Source organism: Mannheimia kashgarensis, assembly GCF_041807705.1.
Lineage (GTDB): Bacteria > Pseudomonadota > Gammaproteobacteria > Enterobacterales > Pasteurellaceae > Mannheimia.
In genome coordinates, this window is sequence record NZ_JBGTYY010000004.1 from 85,884 (window position 1) to 108,457 (window position 22,574).

Here is a 22,574-nt window from a genome sequence, read left to right on the forward strand (position 1 = left end):
TTTGAGTCAGAGGGGATTTAACCAAGCAAAATTACGCTTTTCTTGTACGATTCCACAAATCCGCATATTTTACAAAAGTAGAATGTGCGGAAAGTACAGCCAATAAAAAGCCCTGTTTCCCATCTAAAAAACCTGTTTTTAGCAGATACATTTTCACAAAACAGCCAATAGCGTGTGTGACGCCATCAAACAAAGAAGCGGTTTTCCCTGCATTCGCTCGTTGAACCGCCCACGCTTTAGCATAGCTTGCAGATTTCACTAAATAATGATGAATATCTTTGTAGGTAAAATGCAATAAATCACCTTGTAGTTTCTTGATGATTGCCTCTTTCGGATAATGGACTTTTTCGTGAACTAATTCATCGCCATATTTAGCAAAATCCGTTCTATATAATCTCACCACATAATCAGGATACCAACCCGAATGACGAATTTGCTTGCCAAAGACTTCACTTAAGCGACTAATTTTGTAAACCGTATTTTTTTCGTCTTTTTCGACCGCTTGTAAAATGGATTGCTTTAGTTCTTCGGTTACTCGCTCATCGGCATCAAGCCAAAGCACATAATCGCTTGTTACATATTGTTGAGCAAGCTGGCGTTGTTTACCAAAACCTTGCCAATCGGTATTGGTATAAAATTTTGCGTTATAGGCTGCGGCAATTTGTGCTGTTTCATCTGTACTGCCGCTATCTAAAATCACAATTTCATCAATCCAGCCTTTTACGGTGTCTAAGCACTCTGCCAAATCTTGAGCTTCGTTTTTTACAATCATTGCAACACTTAATGTTGGCATAATCTGTCCTTTTTTGTTATTGCGGTAATTCATTCATTTTACTTTAAAAATGAGCGGTTTTGTGCTATTTTCTACGCCAAATTTTATTTTACAACCAAATGAATGGATAAAAGAATGTCAATTAAATTAACAACCAAACAAAAGCAATATTTAAAAGGTTTAGCACACCATTTAAGCCCTGTTGTAATGCTAGGCGGTAACGGCTTAACCGAAGGTGTTCTAGCTGAAATCGATAACGCATTAGAACACCACGAACTGATTAAAGTAAAGGTAGCAGGTGCAGATCGTGAAACGAAACAACTCATTATTGATGCGATTTTGCGTGAAACAAAGGCTGCCGAAGTGCAAACCATCGGGCATATTCTAGTGCTTTACCGCCAAAGCGAAGAGAAGAAAATCACTTTACCAAAAGCGACTAAAACTATCTAAATTTGCAAAATTTTTCAAAAACATAACCGCTTGTTTTTCAAGCGGTTTTTTAACGGAACTCTTATGTTTAAAAAATTCTCTCTTTATACGCTGGCGATGTTACTAATTCCAGTTGTTACTTGGCTTGCAAACTGGCAGTGGTCTTTAGCCATTCAATACCCTGAATATGGTTTTGACTACTTTTTATTTTTGATTACTGAAACAGGCTCTGTGCCTTATGCCATCGCTACTTGTGTGATTTTTACCTTATTGTTAGCGTGGGTAGTCAGAAAGCGTTATTCATTGTTTTTTGTGATTACCGTTTGTGTGGCTTCAATGGTGGCAACTCAAGCGATCAAAACCGCAATGAAATCAACCTTCCAAGAGCCTAGGCCTTTTGTGTCTGCACTTTTTGAGGATAAATCCGTTGATTTCTATAAGTTAACCCGTGAACAAAGAGGCTTAGCCGTTAATGAAAAAATCGGTACACAACAAAACTTTGTAACAATTCATCAGGCGAAAGAAGTAGGCTACTCTTTCCCATCAGGTCATACCATCTTTGCCGTTTCTTGGTTGCTTTTAGTGATTGGTTTCTGCCTGAATATGCGAGGACAAGCGGTCATTTTTGCTCATATTTTTGCAGTTGTATGGGCGGCATTAATGTTAGTTAGCCGTTTAAGATTAGGTATGCACTACCCGATTGATTTATTTATTAGTAGCTTACTCGCCTTTGTAACAAACTTAGCACTCTTTGTCTGGTTTGTACCTTGGTTGGAAAAGAAGAACCCATTTAATTTATTTCATAAGAGAACATAATTATGGCAATTTATTACGGCTTAGATGTTGGCGGTACAAAAATTGAATTAGCCGCTTTTAATGAGAAATTAGAAAAATTACATAGTGAACGAGTGCCAACCCCACAAACCCATTATCAAGATTGGCTGACAGCGATTAAGACATTGGTTGATACTGCTGATGCAAAATTTGGCGAAAAAGGGACTGTCGGCTTAGGCATTCCTGGCTTTGTAAACCGTGAAACAGGCATTGCGGAAATTACCAATATCCGAGTAGCTGACGGTAAAACTATTCTAAAAGATTTAGCCGAATACTTAGGGCGTGAAGTGCGTGCTGAAAACGATGCTAACTGTTTTGCCCTTTCTGAAGCTTGGGACGCAAATAACCAATCTTTCTCAACAGTGCTTGGCTTAATTATCGGCACAGGCTTTGGTGGCGGCATTGTGTTTGATGGCAAAGTTCACTCAGGCAGAATTGGTATGGCTGGCGAGGTTGGGCATATCCAGCTAAATTATCACGCACTAAAATTATTAGGTTGGGATAAAGCACCAATTTACGAATGTGGTTGTGGTAATCAGGCTTGCTTAGATACTTATATTTCTGGTCGTGGCTTTGAGCTACTTTTTAATGATTTAGTGGGCGAGAAAATCTCTGCGAAAGAGATCATTGAACGTTTCTACAATAACGATCAGAAAGTGGTCGAATTTGTCAAGAAATATATTGAGCTAATGGCAATTAGCATTAGTAATCTGGTTACAATTTTAGACCCAGACATGATTGTATTTGGCGGTGGCTTATCAAACTTCGATTACATTTACGATGCTCTGCCAAAAGCTCTGCCAAAACATTTAATGCGTTCAGCGAAAGTGCCTGTTATTAAAAAAGCCATTCACGGTGATTCAGGTGGTACACGAGGTGCGGCAGCACTCTTCTTAAAGTAGATTTACCAGCCCTTTCTTTTACAGTAGAAAGGGCTTTTTTATACTTAAGATTTAACGGTAATCTTATCTCCTACTCTAATCACACCGCTGCTTTGTGGCACAAGGTGAATGCCGAAAACAGGCTTTCCCTTATCATTTGTATGCTTTTGTTTCAACGTTCGGAAAGGCTCTGCTTGAGGGTCTAATTCTAACGTAGATAAATTGCGGGTAATCAGCACACATCGAGTACAAAGGGCTGACTTGCGAAATAAGACTTCACCAATTTGAATTTGTTCCCAGCTTTCTTCTTCAAAGGCGATATTGCCATCGATCACAATATTTGGGCGAAAACGAGCCATTTCGATAGGAATGGGTGACCATTCTTGCACTTGTTCAAGGGATTTTAATGACATCAACGTAACAGGGTTGCTATCTGCAAAACTAAGCAGGTTTTCTGCAAAATTTTCGACAACACGTTGGCTTTGGTTACCCAACCAACGAAGTTGCACTTCTCTACCTAAAATTTCACTTAGCCATTGATTAACACGCTTATCTGCTACCTTAGAATTAAAATGAGTTCCCCATACTTCGCTTGATTGTTCTTCAAGGAAATCTTGATAAAGTGCAACACATTTTTGACCGCTTGTATGCGTAATCACAAGCCCTGTTGAAATCGGAAAAGCGGTTAGACGATATAGCTCCAAATCTTTGCGAGCGGTAATAAATTTACCATCTGATTCGGTAATCATAAATTCACGGTCAAAATTTAGCCCCTTAGATTCAACAAAGGCTTGCGAAACTTGGGTTGGTTGAGTGGATTTTATCGGGTAAATATTGAGTTCTGTTACTTGCATAGAAAATCCTCTTTTCGAAAACTAGGTACAATACTACAAGCGGTCAAAAAGTAAAAGGAATTTGCAAATCCCTTTATTGAGCGGTAAACTTGAGGTTCTTTAATCGTTACAGGTAATATAAAAAATGGCAAAAAAACCGACCCAAGATTTTGAAACTACTCTCAAAGAATTAGAAGCTATCGTTACCCATTTAGAGGCTGGGGATTTGCCACTTGAAGAGGCACTTAATGAATTTGAAACCGCAATTAAATTAGTGCAACAAGGTCAAGAACGCTTACAAAAAGCAGAGCAACGAATCCAAATTTTACTCAATAAAAACGATTCTGCCGAACTGAGCGACTACACAAAAGAATAATAAGAGAGCAATAAAATGAGCTATTGTTTAGCGACCGATCTTACCACTCAACAAATACGGATAAATGATTTTTTGGCTTCAAAGCTAACTGAGTACGCAGCCTTTCATTCTCCATTAATTAAAGCAATGGAATATGCGGTTTTATTAGGCGGAAAGCGTGTTCGCCCGTTTTTAATATATGCCACAGGTAGAATGCTAGGCGTGCCGCTTGAGAAATTGGATCATAGTGCAGGGGCGATGGAATCTATCCACGCCTATTCATTAGTTCACGATGATTTGCCCGCAATGGACGATGATAAATTACGTCGAGGTAAACCAACTTGCCATATCGCCTTTGATGAAGCCACCGCTATTTTAGCAGGCGATGCATTGCAAAGTTTTGCCTTTGAGTTGATTGCAACCGACCCATACCTTTCCGATAAAGAAAAAGTGGCTCAAATCAGAGAATTATCAGCTGCTGCTGGTGCTAAAGGAATGTGCTTAGGGCAAAGTTTGGATTTGATTGCGGAAAATAAAGCGGTCAATTTAGAGGAATTGGAATTAATTCATCGTAACAAAACAGGAGCGTTAATTCTCTCTTCTGTAATGATGGGATTTAATCTTTCCGAGAATTCGCAAAATTTAGCGATAAAACAACCGCTTGTAAATTATGCAAAAGCCATTGGTTTAGCTTTTCAAGTGCAAGATGATATTTTAGATGTGGTTGGCGAAACTGATAAAATTGGTAAAACCGTTGGTTCTGATGAAAACTTAAATAAAAGCACCTATCCAAAATTATTAGGGTTGGAAGGAGCAAAACAAAAAGCTGAAAATCTCTACCAAACAGCCTTAAATTCTTTGCAGCAGCTTCCTTTTGATACTACAGCATTAAAAGAGTTAGCCGATTTTATTGTAAAACGTGAAAACTAAAAAAGAAAACCTAGCATTTGCTAGGTTTTTTATGGTTAAACGTGGTGTCCTGCTTCTGGCAATGTGCCTTCAATTTCATATACCACATCGCCGTCTTTAAAGAAAACATAACTGCCATTTTTCATTTTGGTCCAGTTTTCATTTTTGGTAAGTGGCTGGGTGGTAATAATCGTCACTTTATCGGTAATTTTAGTATATTGACTAAAATCAATCGATACATCATCATCACGCAAGGCTTTGCCAAACGGTGCTTTACGGCAAACGTAATGCAGATTAGTCGTACAACGGGCAATCATCCAATGACCGTTGGATAAAACAAAGTTAAATACCCCGTGTTCTGCAATTTTTGAGGTAATTTGCACTACCGCATCAAAAATCTCTTTTTCACTTGGTTTAGCCGGATACAGCTCTTTTAATTCCGACACAATACGGCAAAATGCCGCTTCAGAATCTGTTGTGCCAATCGGCTGATAATGACACTCTTTGCAAACACCAACCCCTTCAACCGTACCGTTGTGAGCAAAAACCCAGTTCTCGCCCCATAATTCACGAATAAAAGGGTGGGTATTTTCCAAATTTACATCACCACGAGTCGCTTTACGGATATGGGCAACTACATTTAACGATTTAATTTGATACTGGCTAATTGATTCCGCCATTGGCGAGGAAGCCCCCGGACGATTATCACGGAAAACTCGTACGCCTTTACCTTCAAAAAACGCAATGCCGAAGCCATCAGTATGGTGATCGCTTAATCCCCCTCGCCGCCGAAAGCCTTCAAAAGAAAAGGTAATATCCGTTGGCGTATTACAATTCATTCCAAGTAATTGACACATAATTTAATCTTTTATTCTTAATAAGTTACAACAAATCAATAGTGATATTTAAACAGATTGATAGAAAACTTCAATGCTATTTCCATAAAAAGCTTATGCCTTATTTTTATAATATATGACTTTTTTATGCTATTTAATTGTATTCTTTTTTAAATAGCGACATTAAAAAGAGCATTCCGGCACAAATCACTACCGATGGTCCAGCAGGGGTATCTTTCCAACCCGATAATAACAACCCTCCCGTTACCGTAATAATGCTGAATAAAATAGCAATAAAGACCATTTTCTCGGGCGTTTTCGCAAATCGTCTTGCTGTTGCAGACGGAATAATCAGTAGTGAGGTAATGATTAATGCCCCCACAAATTTCATACTTAATGCAATGGTTAATGCAGTTAAAATCATCAATAATAGACGCAAGCGAGCGACATTTAAGCCTTCAATTTGGGCGAGTTCCGGGCTAATTGTGATGGATAATAAGCGTTTCCAAAAAATCATCAGCACTGATAAAATCAGAATTGCTCCGATACCGATAAAAATCACATCAGAAAAATTAATTGCCAGTAAATCGCCAAATAGGTAAGACATTAAATCGACTCTCACGTTATCCAGCAAACTAATGGTAATCACACCAAGCGAAAGGCTGGTGTGAGCAATAATACCTAATACCGTATCCACCGAATAGTTGGTTTTTTGCTCAAGCCAAACCAGCAAAACGGCTAAAATAATCGTCATCGCAATAACTGCGATGTAGGGATCAATTTGCAGAAAAATGCCAAGTGCCACACCCAATAGTGCTGAATGGGAAAGTGTGTCACCAAAATACGCCATTTTTCGCCAAACAACAAAAGCACCCAAGGGTGCGGTAATAAAGGCTAAACAAACACCTGCAAGCCACGCAGGCAGTAAAATATCAAACATATCTCTTCCAAATAACAACAAGCGGTTGTTTTTCCCTAAAATTTTGCAAATTTACGGATTATTTATACCGCTTGATCTCACTTAATTCATCTTGTGATTTCAGCCACGCCATTTTTTCTTTAATCTGTTTTTCCATTCCTCGTTCTGTAGGAAAATAGAATTGCGTATCTTTAAGTTCAGGCGGAAAGTAATTCTCCCCTGCGGCGTAAGCATTCGGTTCATTATGGGCATAACGATATTCTTCACCATAACCTAATGATTTCATTAAATTCGTTGGAGCATTGCGTAAATGCTCCGGCACATCATAATCTTTTGCCTCTTTTGCTAGGCGTTTTGCTTCATTGAAGGCTTGGTAAACCGCATTACTTTTAGGAGCAACTGCAAGATAAATAATGGCTTGGGCAATAGCTCTTTCTCCCTCATAAGCACCGACTCGGGTAAAGCAATCCCACGCCGCTATGGCAATTTGCATTGCTCTTGGATCTGCATTGCCTACATCTTCCGAAGCGATGGCAAGTAATCTCCTTGCCACATAAAGCGGATCGCCACCTGCGGTTAAAATGCGAGCGTACCAATATAGTGCACCGTCCGGAGATGAGCCTCGAATGGATTTATGTAGAGCAGAAATGAGATCATAATAACGATCGCCCCCTTTATCAAAACGAGCTTGTCGTTCGCCCAGCACTTCCGTAAGCAAATCTTTGTTTAATACTTTTCCTTGAGGGGAGTTTTCTGCCATATCTGCCATCAATTCAAAGCAATTTAAGGCAAAGCGAGCATCGCCATTAACATAATCGGCAAGTAAGCTCAGCACATCATCTTCAAGATGTAATTTTTCATTGCCTAGCCCACGTTCTGTATCTGCCGCCGCCATTTGCAAAATTTTTAAAATTTCGACCGCTTGTAGTGGCTTTAAGATATAAATTCTGGCTCGAGAAAGTAACGCATTATTGAGTTCAAACGAAGGGTTCTCTGTTGTTGCTCCAATAAAGATGATCGTACCATCTTCAATATGGGGTAAAAATGCGTCTTGCTGACTTTTATTGAAGCGGTGGACTTCATCAACAAAGAGCAACGTGCGTCTGCCTGATTGTCGATTTAGTTTTGCTCGCTCAATGGCTTCTCGGATCTCTTTTACACCACTAGTTACGGCTGAAATACGTTCTACTTCTGCATCAAAATGATGGGCAATAATTTCAGCTAAGGTAGTTTTACCCGTTCCCGGTGGGCCCCAGAAAATCATAGAATGGCTATGCCCTGCTTCAATTGCTCTGCGTAGCGGTTTGCCTTCGCCAATCAGATGAGATTGCCCTACATATTCAGTTAAATTTTGAGGACGCATTCTAGCTGCAAGCGGTCGAAAATCTTCTGCAAAATCAAAAGACAAGCTACTCATCTTTACCTCTTAGCGTAAGCGAAGTTGGCGGCGAATATGACGCATTAGTAGGAAAATCCAAGGCCAAAGCACGCCACTAATGACTGCTCCTAGTATTTCTTGTGAGTTAAATTCAGCACTATGCAAAATGAATTCAACCACAAAAATGGCGAAACGGATCAGTACGATATATGCTATTACCAGCAAACTTTGTAACCAAAGCGACAAATTACGCAAAATGAGGTGGTACTTCGCGACAAAATAAATGGCTATAGACAATATTAAGGCGTGAATACCTAAAATTGAGCCTAAGATTAGATCCCACACAATGCCTGCTAAAAAAGCGGTGCCGACACTGATTTTATCCGGTAATGCTAATGCCCAGTAAATCAACACCAATACAACCCAAGTTGGGCGTAAGCCTTGAAATCCAACTGGCCAAGGCATAATTTCTAGTACAAAGGCAATTACAAAAATCGCAAGAATAACCAGAATCTGAAAAATTGGGTTTGTTCTCATTATTCCGCTCCTTGTTCTATATGATGCTCTTCTACTTCCACATCAGGCTGTGAAGCAGGGTTTTCGTTAATTTCATCAAGATCAATCTGCTCTTCTTTAGCATCTAGTTGAACTTCTGTTTTCTTATTCGACATCTGTTTTAATCGGTCAAATGGATTTACGCTGTTTCGTCTCTCTTCTACGATTTCACGCACTTGTTCAGGCGATAAACTTTGGCTGTAATTCTTCTCTTCTGCTGTTGGCCAAAGTAATAGTAGATAACGCAAGCGGTCAAATGAGGCTAGCGGTCGAGCAACAATCCTAGCAAACTGGCTTTTTGTATCATTTTCGACCGTTTCCACAATCGCAACAGGATAACCTTCGGGGAAGCGTCCGCCTAAACCGGAAGTAACTAACACATCGCCTTTTACAACATCAATAGAGCGAGGTAGATTATCAACAATTAGTTCATTATTTAGCCCTGTTCCGTTTACGATACCACGCACATCATTACGCAATACCTGCACCGGAGTGGCGTGGGTAATATCGGTTAAAAGCAGAACACGGCTTGATTTTTCGCCTACGGAAATAATTTGCCCTACAACACCTCTTTCATCAATCACAGGTTGTCCAACAAAAGCACCATCTAAACGACCTTGATTAATAATAACTTGCTGGCGGTAAGCATCCATTTCGGCGGCCAGAACCTCCCCGATCTTTTTATATTCATCTTGGCGGAGCGGCGAACTTAGCAGTAATCTTAAACGTTGATTTTCTACCTTTAATTGATCGAGTAATAATAAATCCGCATTTTTTTCTCTTAGTTGCTCTTTTAGTAGATTATTTTCTAACTGTAGCTTGTTGTTATCAATAAAATTACCACTCACACCATCTAAGATCGAGCGAGGAGTATTTGCAAAGTAATATAAGCCACTAACCGCCGTTTCTAATATATTACGAGCTTGAATCATCAATGAGCTTCGACCATCAGAAATAATCAGGATAATAGATAATATCACTGCAATTATCAGACGCATTCCTAGTGAAGGAGCTTTAGCAAAAATTGGTTTCATTAGAAAATATAATGTGAAATTTATTGGGAATATATAACGAAAATTGACAATAGATCATATCCATTGCCAACTTTCAATTTACTATTTAACTAGAAAAGATGATTATTCATCAGAGCTAAATACGTCTCCACCGTGCATATCGATCATTTCGAGGGCTTTACCGCCGCCACGTGCAACACAAGTAAGAGGATCTTCCGCTACGACAACAGGTACACCAGTTGAGTCAGCAAGTAAGCGATCTAGGTTATGTAATAAAGCTCCACCACCTGTTAATACCATTCCTCGTTCGAAAATATCTGCGGCTAATTCCGGAGGACATTGCTCTAAAACTGATTTAACCGCTTCAACAATACCATCTAACGGCTGCTCGATAGCTTCTAAAACGTGCTTTGAACTAAGCTCAAAAGTACGAGGAGCACCTTCTGCTAAATTATGACCGTGCACTTCCATTGTTTTAATATCATCATCAGATTCAATTTTAGCGGTTGCAATTTCTTGCTTGATACGCTCAGCCGTTGCTTCACCGATAGCAGAGCCGAAATGACGGCGAACATAGGCAATGATAGCATCGTCTAATTTATCGCCTCCAATACGAACAGAGGTTGAATACACAATACCATTTAACGAAAGCACCGCAACTTCAGTTGTACCGCCGCCGATATCAATTACCATCGATCCCATTGCTTCGTGTACAGGCAAACCTGCACCGATAGCCGCTGCCATCGGTTCTTCAATTAAATAGACTTCACGAGCCCCTGCCCCGATTGCTGATTCTTTAATTGCACGGCGTTCTACCTGCGTTGCCCCGGCCGGCACACACACTAAAACACGCGGACTTGGACGCATAAAGTTATTGCTATGAACTTGTTTAATAAAGTGTTGCAACATTTTTTCTGTTACAAAGAAGTCTGCAATAACACCATCTTTCATCGGACGGATTGCCATAATGCTTTTTGGGGTACGACCTAACATTAATTTTGCGTGTGAGCCTACTGCTGCGATGCTTTTTAGCGATCCCATACGATCTTGTCTCACTGCAACCACCGAAGGTTCATCTAAAACAATTCCTTGCCCTTTCACATAAACTAATGTATTAGCTGTTCCGAGATCGATGGAAAGATCGTTTGAAAATAACCCTAAAAATTTTTTAAACATACAAGAATCCGTCAAATAAAATTATTAAATAAATTAGGCACAATATTGTGCGAACATTGCCGTTAATATACCAAAAAATGGGGGTATTCAGCAATGAAAAATTTAGGCTGTTAGAAAATTTGCTTTGCCAGTTGATAAGCATAAATCAACAAGCTAAAGGCGATAAAATACATAATCAACCCTGTAACTGCATCTAAAATTTGCCAAGTTATACGTTTAGCAAAATAAGGGGAAAGCAATCTTGCTCCGTACCCTAACCCAAAAAACCATATAAATGAGCAAAGCAACGCCCCTACTAAGAAATATATCTTACCTTCAAAATCTAATTTTCCGCCAATACTCCCCACAATCACAACAGTATCAATATAAACGTGAGGATTTAAAAAGGTAATTGCAAAAGTAATCATTAAGGCTTTTTTAAGACTCGAGGCATTTTCCCCATTTGCTACAAGGTAATCACTACTTTTAAATACACTGATAAACGAACGGCTACCGTAAGTGAAGAGAAAAATTGCACCTAATAGTGAAATAACTAAACTGAGAATAGGTAATTCTGAAATGAGTGTGCCTAGCCCTAGCACACCAATCGTCATTAGCAACACATCACCTAGAAAGCAAGTAAGAGCAATCCAAAAAACGTGTTGTTTAAGTATGCCTTGTTTTAGCACAAAGGCATTTTGAGCTCCTATAGAGACAATTAAACCAAAACAAACAATAAACCCTTGAATAAAAGTATTCATTTTTTCCTCGAAATTGATTACAAGCGGTCGATTATACAGAAAATTTTGCAAAAATTCGGTATAATTTGCAGGATACTTTTTGACTGAATAGGAAATTTTATGACTGATACTGCTCAACAATCCTCTTGTGTTGTCATTGCCATTGCCGGTGCTTCGGCATCGGGGAAAAGCCTGATTGCTTCAACCATTTATAAAGAATTAAAAAATGAATTAGGAACTGATAATATCGGCATTATTTCTGAAGATGCTTATTACGGGGATCAATCTCATTTAACAATGGAAGAACGTATTAAAACCAACTACGACCACCCTAACTCAATGGATCATCATTTACTGGTTGATCATCTACGCCAACTAAAGCAAGGTAAAGCCATTGAAATTCCCGAATACGATTACACTGAGCATAATCGAAAAAACACCACCAAACACTTTGAACCGAAAAAAATAATTATTTTAGAAGGTATTTTACTTCTAACTGATGAACATATTCGCAATGAGCTAAACGTTTCTATTTTCGTTGATGCGCCATTAGATATTTGCTTTATTCGCCGCTTACAACGTGATATGGTGGAACGTGGTCGTTCAATGGAATCGGTAATTACACAATATCGCAAAACGGTTCGCCCGATGTTCTTACAATTTATTGAGCCATCAAAGCAATATGCCGATATTATTGTACCAAAAGGCGGTAAGAACCGTATTGCAATTGATATTCTTAAAGCCCAAATCAAGCAATTACTCAAATAGGAGAAAAATATGCGTTTATGCGACACCGATATTAAACGTTACTTAGATGAAGGTATCATCAGCATTACGCCTCGTCCTTCTAATGATAAAATTTCTGGTGCAACGGCTGATGTGCGTTTAGGTAATTCGTTCCGTGTTTTTCGTGAGCATAACACGCCTTATATTGATCTAAGTGGGCCTCGTGAAGAAGTAACCGCTCAACTAAATAAGGTAATGAGCGATGAAATCATTATCAGTGATGGTGAAGCATTTTTCCTTCACCCTGGAGAACTAGCCCTTGCAACCACATTAGAATCTGTTAGCCTGCCTGCTAATATTGTGGGTTGGTTAGATGGCCGCTCATCATTAGCTCGATTAGGATTAATGGTACACGTAACAGCTCATCGGATTGACCCAGGTTGGGAAGGAAAAATCGTATTAGAATTTTTTAATGCGGGCAAACTCCCTCTTGCGCTTCGCCCTAATATGGCAATTGGTGCTTTAAGTTTTGAAGTGCTAAGCGGCAATGCAGCAAAACCTTATAACGCTCGTAAAGATGCAAAATATAAAAATCAGCAAAGTGCCGTTTCTAGTCGAATTAACCAGGATTAATTAAAAATTTTAATTAAATACTACCGCTTGCAACGATTATTTAGCTATGTTACATTCAAACTGCACTAATCAAAAACATAATATAAGGAGATCTCTATGTTACATTATGCTGTAGTATTTTTTATTATCGCCATTGTGGCTGCATTTTTCGGTTTTGGCGGCATAGCTGGAAGTGCAGCTGAAATTGCAAAAATTTTATTCTTCGTCTTTTTGGTGCTTACTGTTATTTCTTTCTTATTCAAACGAAAAAAATAAAAGATTGAATTACTGAATTTTACAGAACACAGCAAAAGCTATGTTCTCTATTTAAAGATAAAAAAGCGAACATGGTTGTTCGCTTTTTTCTTAATTAGCTATTTAATGCTCTTAGAATATCATCTACTCTTTCTTTCGCATCACCAAATAGCATTTGGGTGTTTTCTTTAAAGAAGAGCGGGTTTTGAACGCCTGCATAACCTACTGCCATTGAACGTTTAAATACAATAACATTTTGTGCTTTCCATACTTCAAGCACTGGCATTCCTGCGATTGGGCTTGATGGGTCATCTAATGCTGCTGGGTTTACGGTGTCATTTGCACCGATAACTAATACCACATCAGTATCTTCAAAATCGTCATTGATTTCGTCCATTTCTAATACCACATCGTAAGGTACTTTCGCTTCAGCAAGCAATACGTTCATATGACCCGGTAATCGACCCGCTACTGGGTGAATACCGAAACGTACATTCACACCTTTTTCACGCAATTTTGCGGTAATTTCTGCAACTGGATATTGAGCTTGAGCTACCGCCATACCATATCCCGGTGTGATAATCACTGAGCTTGCATTTTTCAGCATTTCTGCCACTTCTTCTGCGTTGGTTTCACGGTGTTCGCCGTATTCCGTATCGCCTGAAGAAGATTGCATTTCGTTACCAAAACCACCTGCAATAACGCTGATAAACGAGCGGTTCATCGCCTTACACATAATGTAAGAAAGAATTGCACCTGAAGAACCCACTAACGCACCTGTTACGATTAATAAATCGTTACTTAGCATAAAGCCTGCTGCAGCTGCTGCCCAACCTGAATAAGAGTTGAGCATTGAAACCACCACTGGCATATCTGCACCACCGATAGATGCCACTAAGTGCCAACCGAACACTAAAGCAATAGCAGTCATAATTAACACAGGGAAAATATTTTCAGGGCGATTTAAGAATACAATCATCAGGAAGATTGAAACAACAATCGCCGCTAAATTCCATTTGTGTTTATGAGGGATATTTAATGCCGCAGAAGAGACTTTACGACCAAATAACTTGCCGCTTAATTTCCCGAATGCCACTAATGAGCCAGAGAATGTAACTGCTCCAATGAAGATCCCTAAGAATACTTCAACATTGTGAATATTCGCAAGGGTTGCTTGTTCTGCTAAGAATGCCGCTTTTTCCGCTTCAGTTACTAAATAAGCAGGCATTGGTGCTTCAATATGTAAACCGTAGCTATTAAAACCAACTAATACTGCTGCTAAACCTACGAAGCTGTGAAGAATAGCAACTAATTCTGGCATTTCTGTCATTTCAACTTTAATCGCTTTTTTGATCCCGATGAATGCACCGATTGCCATCGCAATTAAAATCCAAATTGTGCCGTGAGATTGTGGGCCGAAAATGGTTGCCACTAAAGCAATTCCCATACCTACAATACCGTACCAACAACCTGCTTTTGCGGTTTCGTGTTTAGAAAGCCCTGCAAGGCTCATAATAAAGAGAAGTGCTGCAATAATATAGGCAGCGGTAACAAATCCAAAAGACATTTTCGTTCTCCTTAACCTTTTCTAAACATTGCTAGCATTCTTTGCGTAACTTTAAAGCCACCAAAAATATTGATGCTGGCAACTAAAATCGCAATAAAGGCTAAAATATCAATAAAGAAATTACCAACAGGTTGGGCAATTTGTAACACAGCCCCTACGATGATAATACCTGAAATCGCATTGGTTACTGCCATAAGTGGTGTGTGTAATGCGTGACTCACGTTCCAAACCACATAGTAACCTACCACACAAGCGAGTACGAACACAGTAAAGTGCGATAAAAACGCTGCTGGAGCAACAGAGGCAATCCATAAGAATAACGCCCCTACACCTGCCATCACGCCATATTTCACTTTTGGATTTGCAGGTTTTTCTTCTTTTTTGACCGCTTGTGGTGCTGCCGCTGGCTTTTGAGGCTGAGCGGAAACTTGAATTGGTGGAGCTGGCCAGGTTAATTCGCCATCACGCACAACCGTTACACCGCGTAACACGACATCATCAAAATTGATGTCAATTTGACCATCTTTATTCGGGGCTAACAGTTTTAACAAGTTCACTAAGTTAGTGCCGTAAAGTTGAGAAGATTGCGTTGGTAAACGAGCTGGGAAATCGGTATAACCAATCACTTTTACTTGATTATCTGTAACCACAACTTCGCCTGCTTTAGTATATTCGCAGTTACCGCCTGTAGCCGCTGCTAAGTCCACAATCACAGAACCCGGTTTCATTGAGTCCACAATCTCTTTTGTGATTAAGCGAGGAGCTGGTTTACCCGGAATGGCTGCGGTGGTAATGATAATATCCACTTCTTTCGCTTGAGCAGCGTAAAGTTCCATCGCACGGCGGTTAAACTCTTCTGACATCACTTTCGCATAACCATCGCCTGAGCCACCTTCTTCTTCAAAATCAATTTCTAAGAAGTCAGCACCCATTGATTTTACTTGCTCTTTTACTTCTGGGCGAGAGTCAAAGGCACGCACAATTGCCCCTAAGCTATTTGCTGCACCAATCGCCGCTAAACCTGCCACCCCTGCACCAATCACAAGCACTTTCGCAGGCGGTACTTTACCTGCTGCGGTAATTTGACCTGTAAAGAAACTGCCAAATGAATTAGCCGCTTCAATTACGGCACGGTAGCCTGAAATATTCGCCATTGAGCTTAACGCATCTAATGCTTGGGCTCGAGAGATACGAGGCACAGCGTCCATTGCCAGCACATTGATTTTTTTAGACTGCAATTTATCCATTAATTCTGGATTTTGAGCAGGCCAAATAAAGCTCACTAAGGTTGCACCCTCTTTGATTAAATCAATTTCAGCTTCTGTTGGAGCATTCACTTTGAAAATAATGTCCGCATTCCAAACTTCTTGTTGCGTGCCAATATTCGCACCTGCATTTAAAAATGCGTTGTCTTCAAAACTCGCCTTAAAGCCCGCATCTTGTTCAATGAGGACATCAAAGCCAAGTTTTTTAATCTGCTCAACGGTTTTAGGCGTTGCCGCCACACGAGTTTCACCGTCTAACAGCTCTCTTGGTACACCAATAAGCATAAAGACTCCTGTATGGTTGTTATTATTCAAGGCTAAATAATTAGCCCCATTCAAGTTAAAAAACTGTCTAACTGTACCACTAAATACACTAAATTTGTAAAAAAATCTGATTATTTTTAGGGATTATTTCGTATTTTTTCAAATTTTAAGCTATCGAAAATTTTGCTACACTATTAGCGTAAAAAATTTAACAAAAACGAAACAATTTAATGAATATTTTAGATCAAATCCAGATTATTCTGGTAGAAACATCTCTCCCTGCCAACATCGGTTCAGCCGCTCGTGCAATGAAAACAATGGGCTTAACCCATTTGCGTTTAGTTGCACCACTACAACCGATTGATGAACAAGCTGAAGCCCTTGCCGCAGGGGCGAAAGATGTACTAGATAATGCCCAAATCTACCCGACTTTTGATGACGCCATTGCCGATTGCCAGCTCGTAATTGGCACAAGTGCTAGACTTCGTCATTTGCAAAACAGTCTAATTGCACCAAGAGATTGTGGGGAACTCGTGATAAACCGTGCTAATCTTGGCAAAGTCGCCATTGTATTTGGGCGAGAACGTGTAGGACTAACCAATGAAGAGCTGCTGAAATGCCAATATCATCTTAATTTCCCGACCAATCCTGATTACGGCTCGCTCAATCTCGCAATGGCAGTGCAACTGGCAAGTTATGAAATTCGTATGGCATATTTGCAAAAAATAGTAGAAAAACGACCGCTTGTAGAGGAAAAAGAGTATCCAACCGCAGAAGCATTGGAGCATTTTTTTGCTCATACCGAGCGATTGTATAAAGAATTAGGGTTTATCCGCAATGATGCGGTAATGTTGAAGCTCCGCCGACTTTATCAACGGGCAGAGCTTGAAACCAATGAGTTGAATTTGTTGAGAGGAATGCTGACAGCGGTTGAGAAAGCATCAAAATAAATTCTTTGAGAGGAATAATGATGGCAAAAATTATATTTATCCAAGAACGTACACAAATGGGCATTACTCGACCATTTATTTGTAAAGCTGACGATAACAAAAGCTATATCGTAAAAACATCAGGAATGATGCCAATCTATCAATTACTTGCTGAATGGATTGGTTCTACATTAGCCATTAAAATGAAATTGCCTTGTCCAAATATTCAATTACTTCATTTTGATAAATTAGTATTTCAGCTTATTCAGTCTGAGTGGAAAGCAGCCTTAACAACACAAACCGTATTTGGCTCTGAATATACATTGCCTACTGTTACAGCCAAAAGTTCTCAAGCTCACAATCCGCTTTACTTACCAGAAGAAATGCAGAAATGGTTATATATGTTTGATCGTTGGATATTAAATTCCGATCGAACATCATCAAAAGTGGGAACGGGCAATATTAACTTGCTTTTTGATGAGCAAAAGCAGAAAATCCTTGTTATCGATCACAACCTCGCTTTTGATAAAAATGCTCAATTTAATGAACATATCTTTTCTATTCAAAATAGAGAATGGCGATTAACTCTCACGGATAAAAAAGCATTTACTGAAAAAGCGACGAACATCTTAAACAATTTTGAAGATATTTATCAATCTATCCCCGATGATTGGTTTCCAACTGATGAAGATGAATTTCAAAAAATAGAAAATCATATACAACAAATTAAAGCAATTTTAGAACGCATCAAAAACAAACACTATTGGGATAATATTGAATGAAACAACCTATTTTATACAGTTTTGTCAGATTTAGACCTTATATCGAAACGGGCGAATTCGTTAATGTTGGTCTATTAATGTGCGAGCCTGAAAAGAGAAAACTCACTTATCGCCTTGTTGATAAGGACAACCAACGTGTAAAACAATTTTTCTATGATAGAGATATTTTTACTCATACTCGAGATATTATCGATGAAGAGCTCCGTTATATCACTTCACAGCCCTTCGACTTTAATGTAGAGGAAATGGCTCGCTTTTTTCACAACTATGTTGATGTTAAAGAGGGATGCGTGCAATACAGCAATGCCGCTGTTGGCATTGTTGATGATCCACAAACTTATTTTGATACACTTTATAAAGAATATATCTCCTCTAATTTGGATAATGCTGGCCAATAATACCAAGCGGTCATTTTTCTGCTATATTTTGCAAATCCCTCTAAAACAAAAACGGTAAGATTTCTCTTACCGTTTTGCCTAAACCATTATTTTAAATTCAACAACTTGTTTGAACTTTCAATAATGCTGTCCATCGTTGCATCGCCTTTTAATTGCTCTTCGCTCATTGGTTCGATTTTCCAGATGTTATTGGCATAATCCATTACCGAACGGTCTGACGAGAAGTAACCCATATTGGCAATATTGATGATTGCCGAACGAATCCACGCTTTCTTATTGCGATAGGCTTGAGCCACTTTCTCTTGAGCTTCCACATAGCTGCGGTAATCTGCACAGGCTTGGTAGTAGTCGCCAGAGTTTAAGATCAAATCTTGGTAGCGATATGGATCTTCTGGCGAGAATTTGCCATTTAGAATTTGTGAAATCGCTTCATTCAGCTCACTATCTTTTTCGTAGTAGTGATACGGCGAATAACCATTGCGGCGGAGTTCTTCCACTTGTTCTACTTCGTTACCGAAAATGAAGATGTTCTCTTTGCCTACACGGCCTAAAATTTCCACATTCGCACCGTCTAGCGTACCAATGGTTAAAGCACCATTAAGGGCAAATTTCATATTCGATGTACCAGAGGCCTCTGTACCTGCTAATGAAATTTGCTCTGAAACGTCTGCCGCTGGAATAATCATCTGGGCTAACGATACGCTGTAGTTCGGAATAAATACGACTTTGATTAAATCATTGATGCGAGGGTCGTTATTTACCACACTTGCTACATCATTAATTAAGCGAATCACTTTCTTCGCTGCATAATACGCACTTGCCGCTTTACCTGCGAAGATGAACACACGAGGTGTCCAATCCGCCGTTGGATTGCGTAAAATGCGATTATAAAGCGTAATGATGTGAAGCACATTCATTTGCTGACGTTTGTATTTATGAATACGTTTGATTTGTACGTCAAAAATCGCTTCAGGATTAAGCGTAATGCCTTGTGTTTCTTCAATATAATTTGCTAAACGGCGCTTATTCTCAAATTTAACCGCAGCAACTTGAGCCTGTACATCAGCGTTATCCGCAAACTCATTGAATTTTTCTAATTCGCTTAAATCGGTTAGCCAGTTATCGCCGATATATTTATCTAAAATATTCGCAAGACCCGGGTTGGCAATTTTGATCCAACGGCGAGGCGTTACGCCATTGGTTACGTTGGTAAAGCGGTTCGGGTAAATACGAGCAAAGTCGGCAAAAATAGATTCAACCATTAAGTCAGAGTGAATTTTCGCCACACCATTTACTTTTGTAGAAGCGATAACTGCAAGCCACGCCATACGCACACGGCGGTCGCCTTGTTCGTCAATAAGTGATACACGAGAGATCAGATCATTATCATCTGGGAACTGGCTACGCACCTCTTCCAAGAAATGTTCGTTAATATCAAAAATAATTTCTAAATGGCGTGGTAACACACGAGCTAACATTTCAACCGGCCACGTTTCTAACGCTTCACTCATTAACGTGTGGTTAGTGTAGAAGAATGTTTTGCTGGTGGTTGCCCACGCTTGTTCCCAAGAATAGCCTTTTTCATCAATTAAAATACGCATTAACTCAGGCACAGCAAGGGTTGGGTGGGTATCATTTAAGTGAATTGCTACTTTATCCGCTAAATTTACACAAGAGCCAAATTCCGCTTCGTGGCGGCGAATAATATCTTGTACCGATGCAGAACAAAGAAAATATTCTTGACGTAAACGCAATTCACGACCGTTATAGGTAGAATCATCAGGATAAAGCACACGAGAAACGTTTTCTGAGCTATTTTGTTTAACCATTGCAGCAAAGTAATCGCCACGATTAAACTCTGACAACGCAAAACCTTTACCCGAAGCGTGAGCAGACCATAAACGTAAACTATTGGTTGATGTGGTTTCAAAACCCGGAATGAGCTGATCGTGAGCTTGAGCAACAATCTCTTCTTCCGGTTGCCATACGACTTTTTTGCCTTCACGCCAAGTTTTCCCACCAAAGCGGACCGGGAAACGCTTACTTGAGCGTAAATATGGCCACACAAATTCATTTTCTAACCATTCATCAGGCTGTTCTACTTGCTCGCCATTGCGAATTTCTTGGCGGAACATACCATATTCATATTGAATACCATAGCCGATAGCAGGGATTTTCATTGTCGCAAGGCTATCTAAATAACAAGCCGCTAATCGACCTAAACCACCATTACCTAAGCCCGGATCGCCTTCTTCGTTAATAATATCTTCCAGATCTTGCCCTAACTCTTTTAACGCAGCACCGATTAGCTCATAAACGCCTTCCGAGATCATCGCATTACTGAAAGTTCGCCCCATCAAAAATTCCATTGATAGGTAATAAACACGGCGACTGCCATTTGCAACGTGGCTACGGCGGGTTTGTAACCACTCTTCGGTAGATAAATCACGTACCACACGAAGTGCAGCATTTAACCAGTTACGTTTGCTGGCATCACGAGGTTCAACACCTAATGCGAATACCATTTTATGTAAAATTGCATCTTTTACATTTTTAATCATTTCAGGGCTAATTGACTGCCTGCTCATTGAGTAAATTCTCCTAATTTTTATGAACATTACAAGCGGTCGAATTTACAAATTTTTTTGCAAATCCAACCGCTTGTAACAATGTTGTAAATATAAATTAACTAATTTCGTGGTATAAGTTTTGATACTGCTCTGCCACTTTCGCCCAACCAAAATCTTGAGCCAGTGCATTTTGACGAACGCTTGACCACAATTTTTGCTTTTGCCATAAATTAATCGCTCGCATTGCGGCTTCTAAAAATGCCGGTGCATCAGGGTAATCAAATACAAAACCTGTTGCGGTGCGGTTTTCAATACTCTCTTTGTGGCTATCAAATACCGTATCCGCTAATCCACCTGTGCGGCGAACGAGCGGCAATGTGCCATATTTCAAACCGTAAAGCTGCGTTAATCCGCAAGGCTCAAAACGGCTTGGAACAAGAATCACATCGCCACCTGCAATAATTTGATGAGAAAGAGCTTCATCATAACCAATTTTGATACCGATTTGGTTCGGATATTTATGTTGGAAATAACGTAGTGCATTTTCCAAATCAGGCGAGCCGCTACCTAGCACGATAATTTGTACATTGTGCTGCATTAACGTATCAATGTTCGCTAATAAGAAATCTGCCCCTTTTTGCTCGGTTAAACGAGTAACCATTACCATTAACAGAGCTTCTTTTTGTTCTGGTAAGCCAAAAATACGTTGCAATTCCGCTTTATTTTTCGCCTTACCGTGCATATAGTTAGGGCGGTAATTCGCCACAATATGAGGGTCAGTTTCAGGGTTCCAAACGTCAGCATCTACCCCGTTTAAAATCCCACGCAGCCTGCCTTGATATTGGCGGGTGGCAAGCAAACCGTGTAAACCTGCACCTGCAATCTCTTCAGTAATTTCACGTGCATACGTTGGGCTTACAGTTGTAATACGATCGGCAAAATATAAACCTGCCTTAAGGTAAGAAATTTCGCCATAAAACTCTAAGCCTTCCGCACTAAAAAACTCCCAAGGCAAGCCAATTTCAGCCAAATGGAACGCATTAAAACGCCCTACATAGGCGATATTATGAATAGTGAATACGGTTTTGACGTTACTACCCCAGCTTTTCAGGTAAGCACAAGTAAGCCCTGCTTGCCAGTCGTGAGCGTGTAATACTTCGGCTGAACCCCACCAGTGATCTAAACCCTGTGCAAGCTGAGCCCCAATATAGCCTAGTAACGCGAAGCGTTTGTAGTTGTCGATATAATCTTGATAGTTCGCATCGTGATAAGGATTGCCATCACGCATAAATAGATGCGGTGCGTCAATCACATAAACGCCTAATCCATTGAAATAAGCAAATCTAACCGTCACTAAACCGGCAAATGTGCCGATTGTTGCCACTTCCACCGTTTCACCTAAGCTTTGAGCAACTTTAGGATAGTAAGGAATTAATACTCTGACATCATTTCCAATTTGTTGTTGAGCAAAAGGCAATGCCCCCATCACATCAGCTAAACCACCGGTTTTAATTAAAGGGTACATTTCAGAGCAAATGTGTAAAACTTTCATTTTTTGACCATTTATATTGTTGCAAATTTTTATTAAATTTCGACC

Annotated in this window: 23 protein-coding genes and 1 pseudogene; 11 read left to right on the forward strand and 13 right to left on the reverse strand. The window is 39.7% G+C overall.

The window, feature by feature from the left end:
- Positions 1-31: 31 nt before the first annotated feature.
- Positions 32-793, reverse strand: coding sequence for a glycosyltransferase family 2 protein (locus ACERCF_RS03525; RefSeq protein WP_373624633.1), 762 nt, complete (start codon positions 791-793; stop codon positions 32-34).
- A 114-nt stretch (positions 794-907) separates the two neighbouring features.
- On the opposite strand from ACERCF_RS03525, the gene yhbY reads away from it, so the two are divergent.
- The 3 genes from yhbY to nagK all read left to right on the forward strand — a co-directional run bounded on the left by yhbY (position 908) and on the right by nagK (position 2,937).
- Positions 908-1,222 (forward strand): ribosome assembly RNA-binding protein YhbY, encoded by a 315-nt coding sequence (gene yhbY / locus ACERCF_RS03530; protein WP_373624634.1) that lies wholly within the window; start codon positions 908-910, stop codon positions 1,220-1,222.
- 63 nt (positions 1,223-1,285) lie between these two features.
- A complete protein-coding gene (locus tag ACERCF_RS03535) occupies positions 1,286-2,017 on the forward strand; it encodes a phosphatase PAP2 family protein (protein WP_373624635.1) in 732 nt (243 codons plus the stop codon).
- A gap of 2 nt (positions 2,018-2,019) precedes the next feature.
- Positions 2,020-2,937 (forward strand): N-acetylglucosamine kinase, encoded by a 918-nt coding sequence (gene nagK, locus ACERCF_RS03540; protein ID WP_373610820.1) that lies wholly within the window; start codon positions 2,020-2,022, stop codon positions 2,935-2,937.
- 44 nt (positions 2,938-2,981) lie between these two features.
- On the opposite strand, the gene ACERCF_RS03545 is transcribed toward nagK, so the two are convergent.
- On the reverse strand, positions 2,982-3,770 hold the full coding sequence (locus ACERCF_RS03545) for an MOSC domain-containing protein (RefSeq protein ID WP_373624636.1): 789 nt from the start codon (positions 3,768-3,770) through the stop codon (positions 2,982-2,984).
- Between the two features lie 124 nt (positions 3,771-3,894).
- Between ACERCF_RS03545 and xseB the strand changes: the two genes are divergently transcribed.
- The gene (xseB, locus tag ACERCF_RS03550; protein WP_373610822.1) at positions 3,895-4,125 is read left to right on the forward strand and encodes an exodeoxyribonuclease VII small subunit; all 231 of its coding nucleotides are present in this window, start codon (positions 3,895-3,897) and stop codon (positions 4,123-4,125) included.
- Positions 4,126-4,140: 15 nt separating this feature from the next.
- Entirely contained in the window at positions 4,141-5,034 is an 894-nt protein-coding gene (gene ispA / locus ACERCF_RS03555; protein ID WP_373610823.1) for a (2E,6E)-farnesyl diphosphate synthase, read from the forward strand.
- 35 nt (positions 5,035-5,069) lie between these two features.
- Here ispA and ACERCF_RS03560 read toward each other — a convergent pair whose 3' ends face one another.
- The 7 genes from ACERCF_RS03560 to ACERCF_RS03590 form a co-directional block, all read right to left on the reverse strand.
- Positions 5,070-5,870, reverse strand: coding sequence for a class II glutamine amidotransferase (locus tag ACERCF_RS03560; RefSeq protein WP_373610824.1), 801 nt, complete (start codon positions 5,868-5,870; stop codon positions 5,070-5,072).
- A 133-nt stretch (positions 5,871-6,003) separates the two neighbouring features.
- The gene (gene znuB, locus ACERCF_RS03565) at positions 6,004-6,789 is read right to left on the reverse strand and encodes a zinc ABC transporter permease subunit ZnuB (RefSeq protein ID WP_373610825.1); all 786 of its coding nucleotides are present in this window, start codon (positions 6,787-6,789) and stop codon (positions 6,004-6,006) included.
- Between the two features lie 58 nt (positions 6,790-6,847).
- Complete coding sequence (locus tag ACERCF_RS03570; protein WP_373610826.1) at positions 6,848-8,185, reverse strand: replication-associated recombination protein A; 1,338 nt, start codon at positions 8,183-8,185, stop codon at positions 6,848-6,850.
- Between the two features lie 9 nt (positions 8,186-8,194).
- Positions 8,195-8,683, reverse strand: a complete 489-nt coding sequence (gene mreD, locus ACERCF_RS03575; protein WP_373624637.1) for a rod shape-determining protein MreD — start codon at positions 8,681-8,683, stop codon at positions 8,195-8,197.
- Entirely contained in the window at positions 8,683-9,735 is a 1,053-nt protein-coding gene (mreC, locus tag ACERCF_RS03580) for a rod shape-determining protein MreC (RefSeq protein WP_373624638.1), read from the reverse strand. The genes mreD and mreC overlap by 1 nt, the downstream gene beginning before the upstream one ends.
- Before the next feature lie 102 nt (positions 9,736-9,837).
- Entirely contained in the window at positions 9,838-10,890 is a 1,053-nt protein-coding gene (locus tag ACERCF_RS03585; RefSeq protein ID WP_373610828.1) for a rod shape-determining protein, read from the reverse strand.
- A 110-nt stretch (positions 10,891-11,000) separates the two neighbouring features.
- Complete coding sequence (locus ACERCF_RS03590; protein ID WP_373610829.1) at positions 11,001-11,630, reverse strand: LysE/ArgO family amino acid transporter; 630 nt, start codon at positions 11,628-11,630, stop codon at positions 11,001-11,003.
- Between the two features lie 99 nt (positions 11,631-11,729).
- Here ACERCF_RS03590 and udk point away from each other — a divergent pair, with 99 nt between their 5' ends.
- The 3 genes from udk (at position 11,730) to ACERCF_RS03605 (ending at position 13,223) form a co-directional block, all read left to right on the forward strand.
- A complete protein-coding gene (udk, locus tag ACERCF_RS03595) occupies positions 11,730-12,377 on the forward strand; it encodes a uridine kinase (protein WP_373624639.1) in 648 nt (215 codons plus the stop codon).
- A 9-nt stretch (positions 12,378-12,386) separates the two neighbouring features.
- Positions 12,387-12,968: a dCTP deaminase gene (dcd, locus tag ACERCF_RS03600; RefSeq protein WP_373624640.1), complete on the forward strand. Its 582-nt coding sequence runs from the start codon at positions 12,387-12,389 to the stop codon at positions 12,966-12,968.
- 96 nt (positions 12,969-13,064) lie between these two features.
- Complete coding sequence (locus ACERCF_RS03605; RefSeq protein WP_373610832.1) at positions 13,065-13,223, forward strand: DUF1328 domain-containing protein; 159 nt, start codon at positions 13,065-13,067, stop codon at positions 13,221-13,223.
- 94 nt (positions 13,224-13,317) lie between these two features.
- Here the strand turns inward: ACERCF_RS03605 and pntB are convergent, their stop codons facing one another.
- A complete protein-coding gene (gene pntB / locus ACERCF_RS03610; RefSeq protein WP_373624641.1) occupies positions 13,318-14,769 on the reverse strand; it encodes a Re/Si-specific NAD(P)(+) transhydrogenase subunit beta in 1,452 nt (483 codons plus the stop codon).
- Between the two features lie 11 nt (positions 14,770-14,780).
- On the reverse strand, positions 14,781-16,319 hold the full coding sequence (gene pntA, locus ACERCF_RS03615) for a Re/Si-specific NAD(P)(+) transhydrogenase subunit alpha (protein ID WP_373624642.1): 1,539 nt from the start codon (positions 16,317-16,319) through the stop codon (positions 14,781-14,783).
- 209 nt (positions 16,320-16,528) lie between these two features.
- On the opposite strand from pntA, the gene trmJ reads away from it, so the two are divergent.
- The 3 genes and pseudogenes from trmJ to ACERCF_RS03630 all read left to right on the forward strand — a co-directional run.
- The gene (gene trmJ / locus ACERCF_RS03620; RefSeq protein WP_373624643.1) at positions 16,529-17,248 is read left to right on the forward strand and encodes a tRNA (cytosine(32)/uridine(32)-2'-O)-methyltransferase TrmJ; all 720 of its coding nucleotides are present in this window, start codon (positions 16,529-16,531) and stop codon (positions 17,246-17,248) included.
- Positions 17,249-17,268: 20 nt separating this feature from the next.
- Entirely contained in the window at positions 17,269-18,009 is a 741-nt protein-coding gene (locus tag ACERCF_RS03625) for a HipA family kinase (RefSeq protein WP_373624644.1), read from the forward strand.
- Positions 18,006-18,383, forward strand: a pseudogene (locus ACERCF_RS03630) (DUF3037 domain-containing protein); the annotation flags it as partial. The gene ACERCF_RS03625 and the pseudogene ACERCF_RS03630, both read left to right, overlap by 4 nt.
- Positions 18,384-18,493: 110 nt before the next feature.
- Here the strand turns inward: ACERCF_RS03630 and ACERCF_RS03635 are convergent.
- Both ACERCF_RS03635 and glgA read right to left on the reverse strand, forming a co-directional pair.
- Positions 18,494-20,995 (reverse strand): glycogen/starch/alpha-glucan phosphorylase, encoded by a 2,502-nt coding sequence (locus ACERCF_RS03635; RefSeq protein ID WP_373624645.1) that lies wholly within the window; start codon positions 20,993-20,995, stop codon positions 18,494-18,496.
- 97 nt (positions 20,996-21,092) lie between these two features.
- Complete coding sequence (gene glgA, locus ACERCF_RS03640; protein ID WP_373624646.1) at positions 21,093-22,529, reverse strand: glycogen synthase GlgA; 1,437 nt, start codon at positions 22,527-22,529, stop codon at positions 21,093-21,095.
- Positions 22,530-22,574 lie beyond the last annotated feature (45 nt).

What these genes read in the sequence shown, in the direction of transcription:
- ACERCF_RS03525 (WP_373624633.1), bottom strand. Translation starts at nt 793, where the DNA reads ATGCCAACATTAAGTGTTGCAATGATTGTAAAAAACGAAGCTCAAGAT.
- yhbY (WP_373624634.1), top strand. Translation starts at nt 908, where the DNA reads ATGTCAATTAAATTAACAACCAAACAAAAGCAATATTTAAAAGGTTTA.
- ACERCF_RS03535 (WP_373624635.1), top strand. Translation starts at nt 1,286, where the DNA reads ATGTTTAAAAAATTCTCTCTTTATACGCTGGCGATGTTACTAATTCCA.
- nagK (WP_373610820.1), top strand. Translation starts at nt 2,020, where the DNA reads ATGGCAATTTATTACGGCTTAGATGTTGGCGGTACAAAAATTGAATTA.
- ACERCF_RS03545 (WP_373624636.1), bottom strand. Translation starts at nt 3,770, where the DNA reads ATGCAAGTAACAGAACTCAATATTTACCCGATAAAATCCACTCAACCA.
- xseB (WP_373610822.1), top strand. Translation starts at nt 3,895, where the DNA reads ATGGCAAAAAAACCGACCCAAGATTTTGAAACTACTCTCAAAGAATTA.
- ispA (WP_373610823.1), top strand. Translation starts at nt 4,141, where the DNA reads ATGAGCTATTGTTTAGCGACCGATCTTACCACTCAACAAATACGGATA.
- ACERCF_RS03560 (WP_373610824.1), bottom strand. Translation starts at nt 5,870, where the DNA reads ATGTGTCAATTACTTGGAATGAATTGTAATACGCCAACGGATATTACC.
- znuB (WP_373610825.1), bottom strand. Translation starts at nt 6,789, where the DNA reads ATGTTTGATATTTTACTGCCTGCGTGGCTTGCAGGTGTTTGTTTAGCC.
- ACERCF_RS03570 (WP_373610826.1), bottom strand. Translation starts at nt 8,185, where the DNA reads ATGAGTAGCTTGTCTTTTGATTTTGCAGAAGATTTTCGACCGCTTGCA.
- mreD (WP_373624637.1), bottom strand. Translation starts at nt 8,683, where the DNA reads ATGAGAACAAACCCAATTTTTCAGATTCTGGTTATTCTTGCGATTTTT.
- mreC (WP_373624638.1), bottom strand. Translation starts at nt 9,735, where the DNA reads ATGAAACCAATTTTTGCTAAAGCTCCTTCACTAGGAATGCGTCTGATA.
- ACERCF_RS03585 (WP_373610828.1), bottom strand. Translation starts at nt 10,890, where the DNA reads ATGTTTAAAAAATTTTTAGGGTTATTTTCAAACGATCTTTCCATCGAT.
- ACERCF_RS03590 (WP_373610829.1), bottom strand. Translation starts at nt 11,630, where the DNA reads ATGAATACTTTTATTCAAGGGTTTATTGTTTGTTTTGGTTTAATTGTC.
- udk (WP_373624639.1), top strand. Translation starts at nt 11,730, where the DNA reads ATGACTGATACTGCTCAACAATCCTCTTGTGTTGTCATTGCCATTGCC.
- dcd (WP_373624640.1), top strand. Translation starts at nt 12,387, where the DNA reads ATGCGTTTATGCGACACCGATATTAAACGTTACTTAGATGAAGGTATC.
- ACERCF_RS03605 (WP_373610832.1), top strand. Translation starts at nt 13,065, where the DNA reads ATGTTACATTATGCTGTAGTATTTTTTATTATCGCCATTGTGGCTGCA.
- pntB (WP_373624641.1), bottom strand. Translation starts at nt 14,769, where the DNA reads ATGTCTTTTGGATTTGTTACCGCTGCCTATATTATTGCAGCACTTCTC.
- pntA (WP_373624642.1), bottom strand. Translation starts at nt 16,319, where the DNA reads ATGCTTATTGGTGTACCAAGAGAGCTGTTAGACGGTGAAACTCGTGTG.
- trmJ (WP_373624643.1), top strand. Translation starts at nt 16,529, where the DNA reads ATGAATATTTTAGATCAAATCCAGATTATTCTGGTAGAAACATCTCTC.
- ACERCF_RS03625 (WP_373624644.1), top strand. Translation starts at nt 17,269, where the DNA reads ATGGCAAAAATTATATTTATCCAAGAACGTACACAAATGGGCATTACT.
- ACERCF_RS03635 (WP_373624645.1), bottom strand. Translation starts at nt 20,995, where the DNA reads ATGAGCAGGCAGTCAATTAGCCCTGAAATGATTAAAAATGTAAAAGAT.
- glgA (WP_373624646.1), bottom strand. Translation starts at nt 22,529, where the DNA reads ATGAAAGTTTTACACATTTGCTCTGAAATGTACCCTTTAATTAAAACC.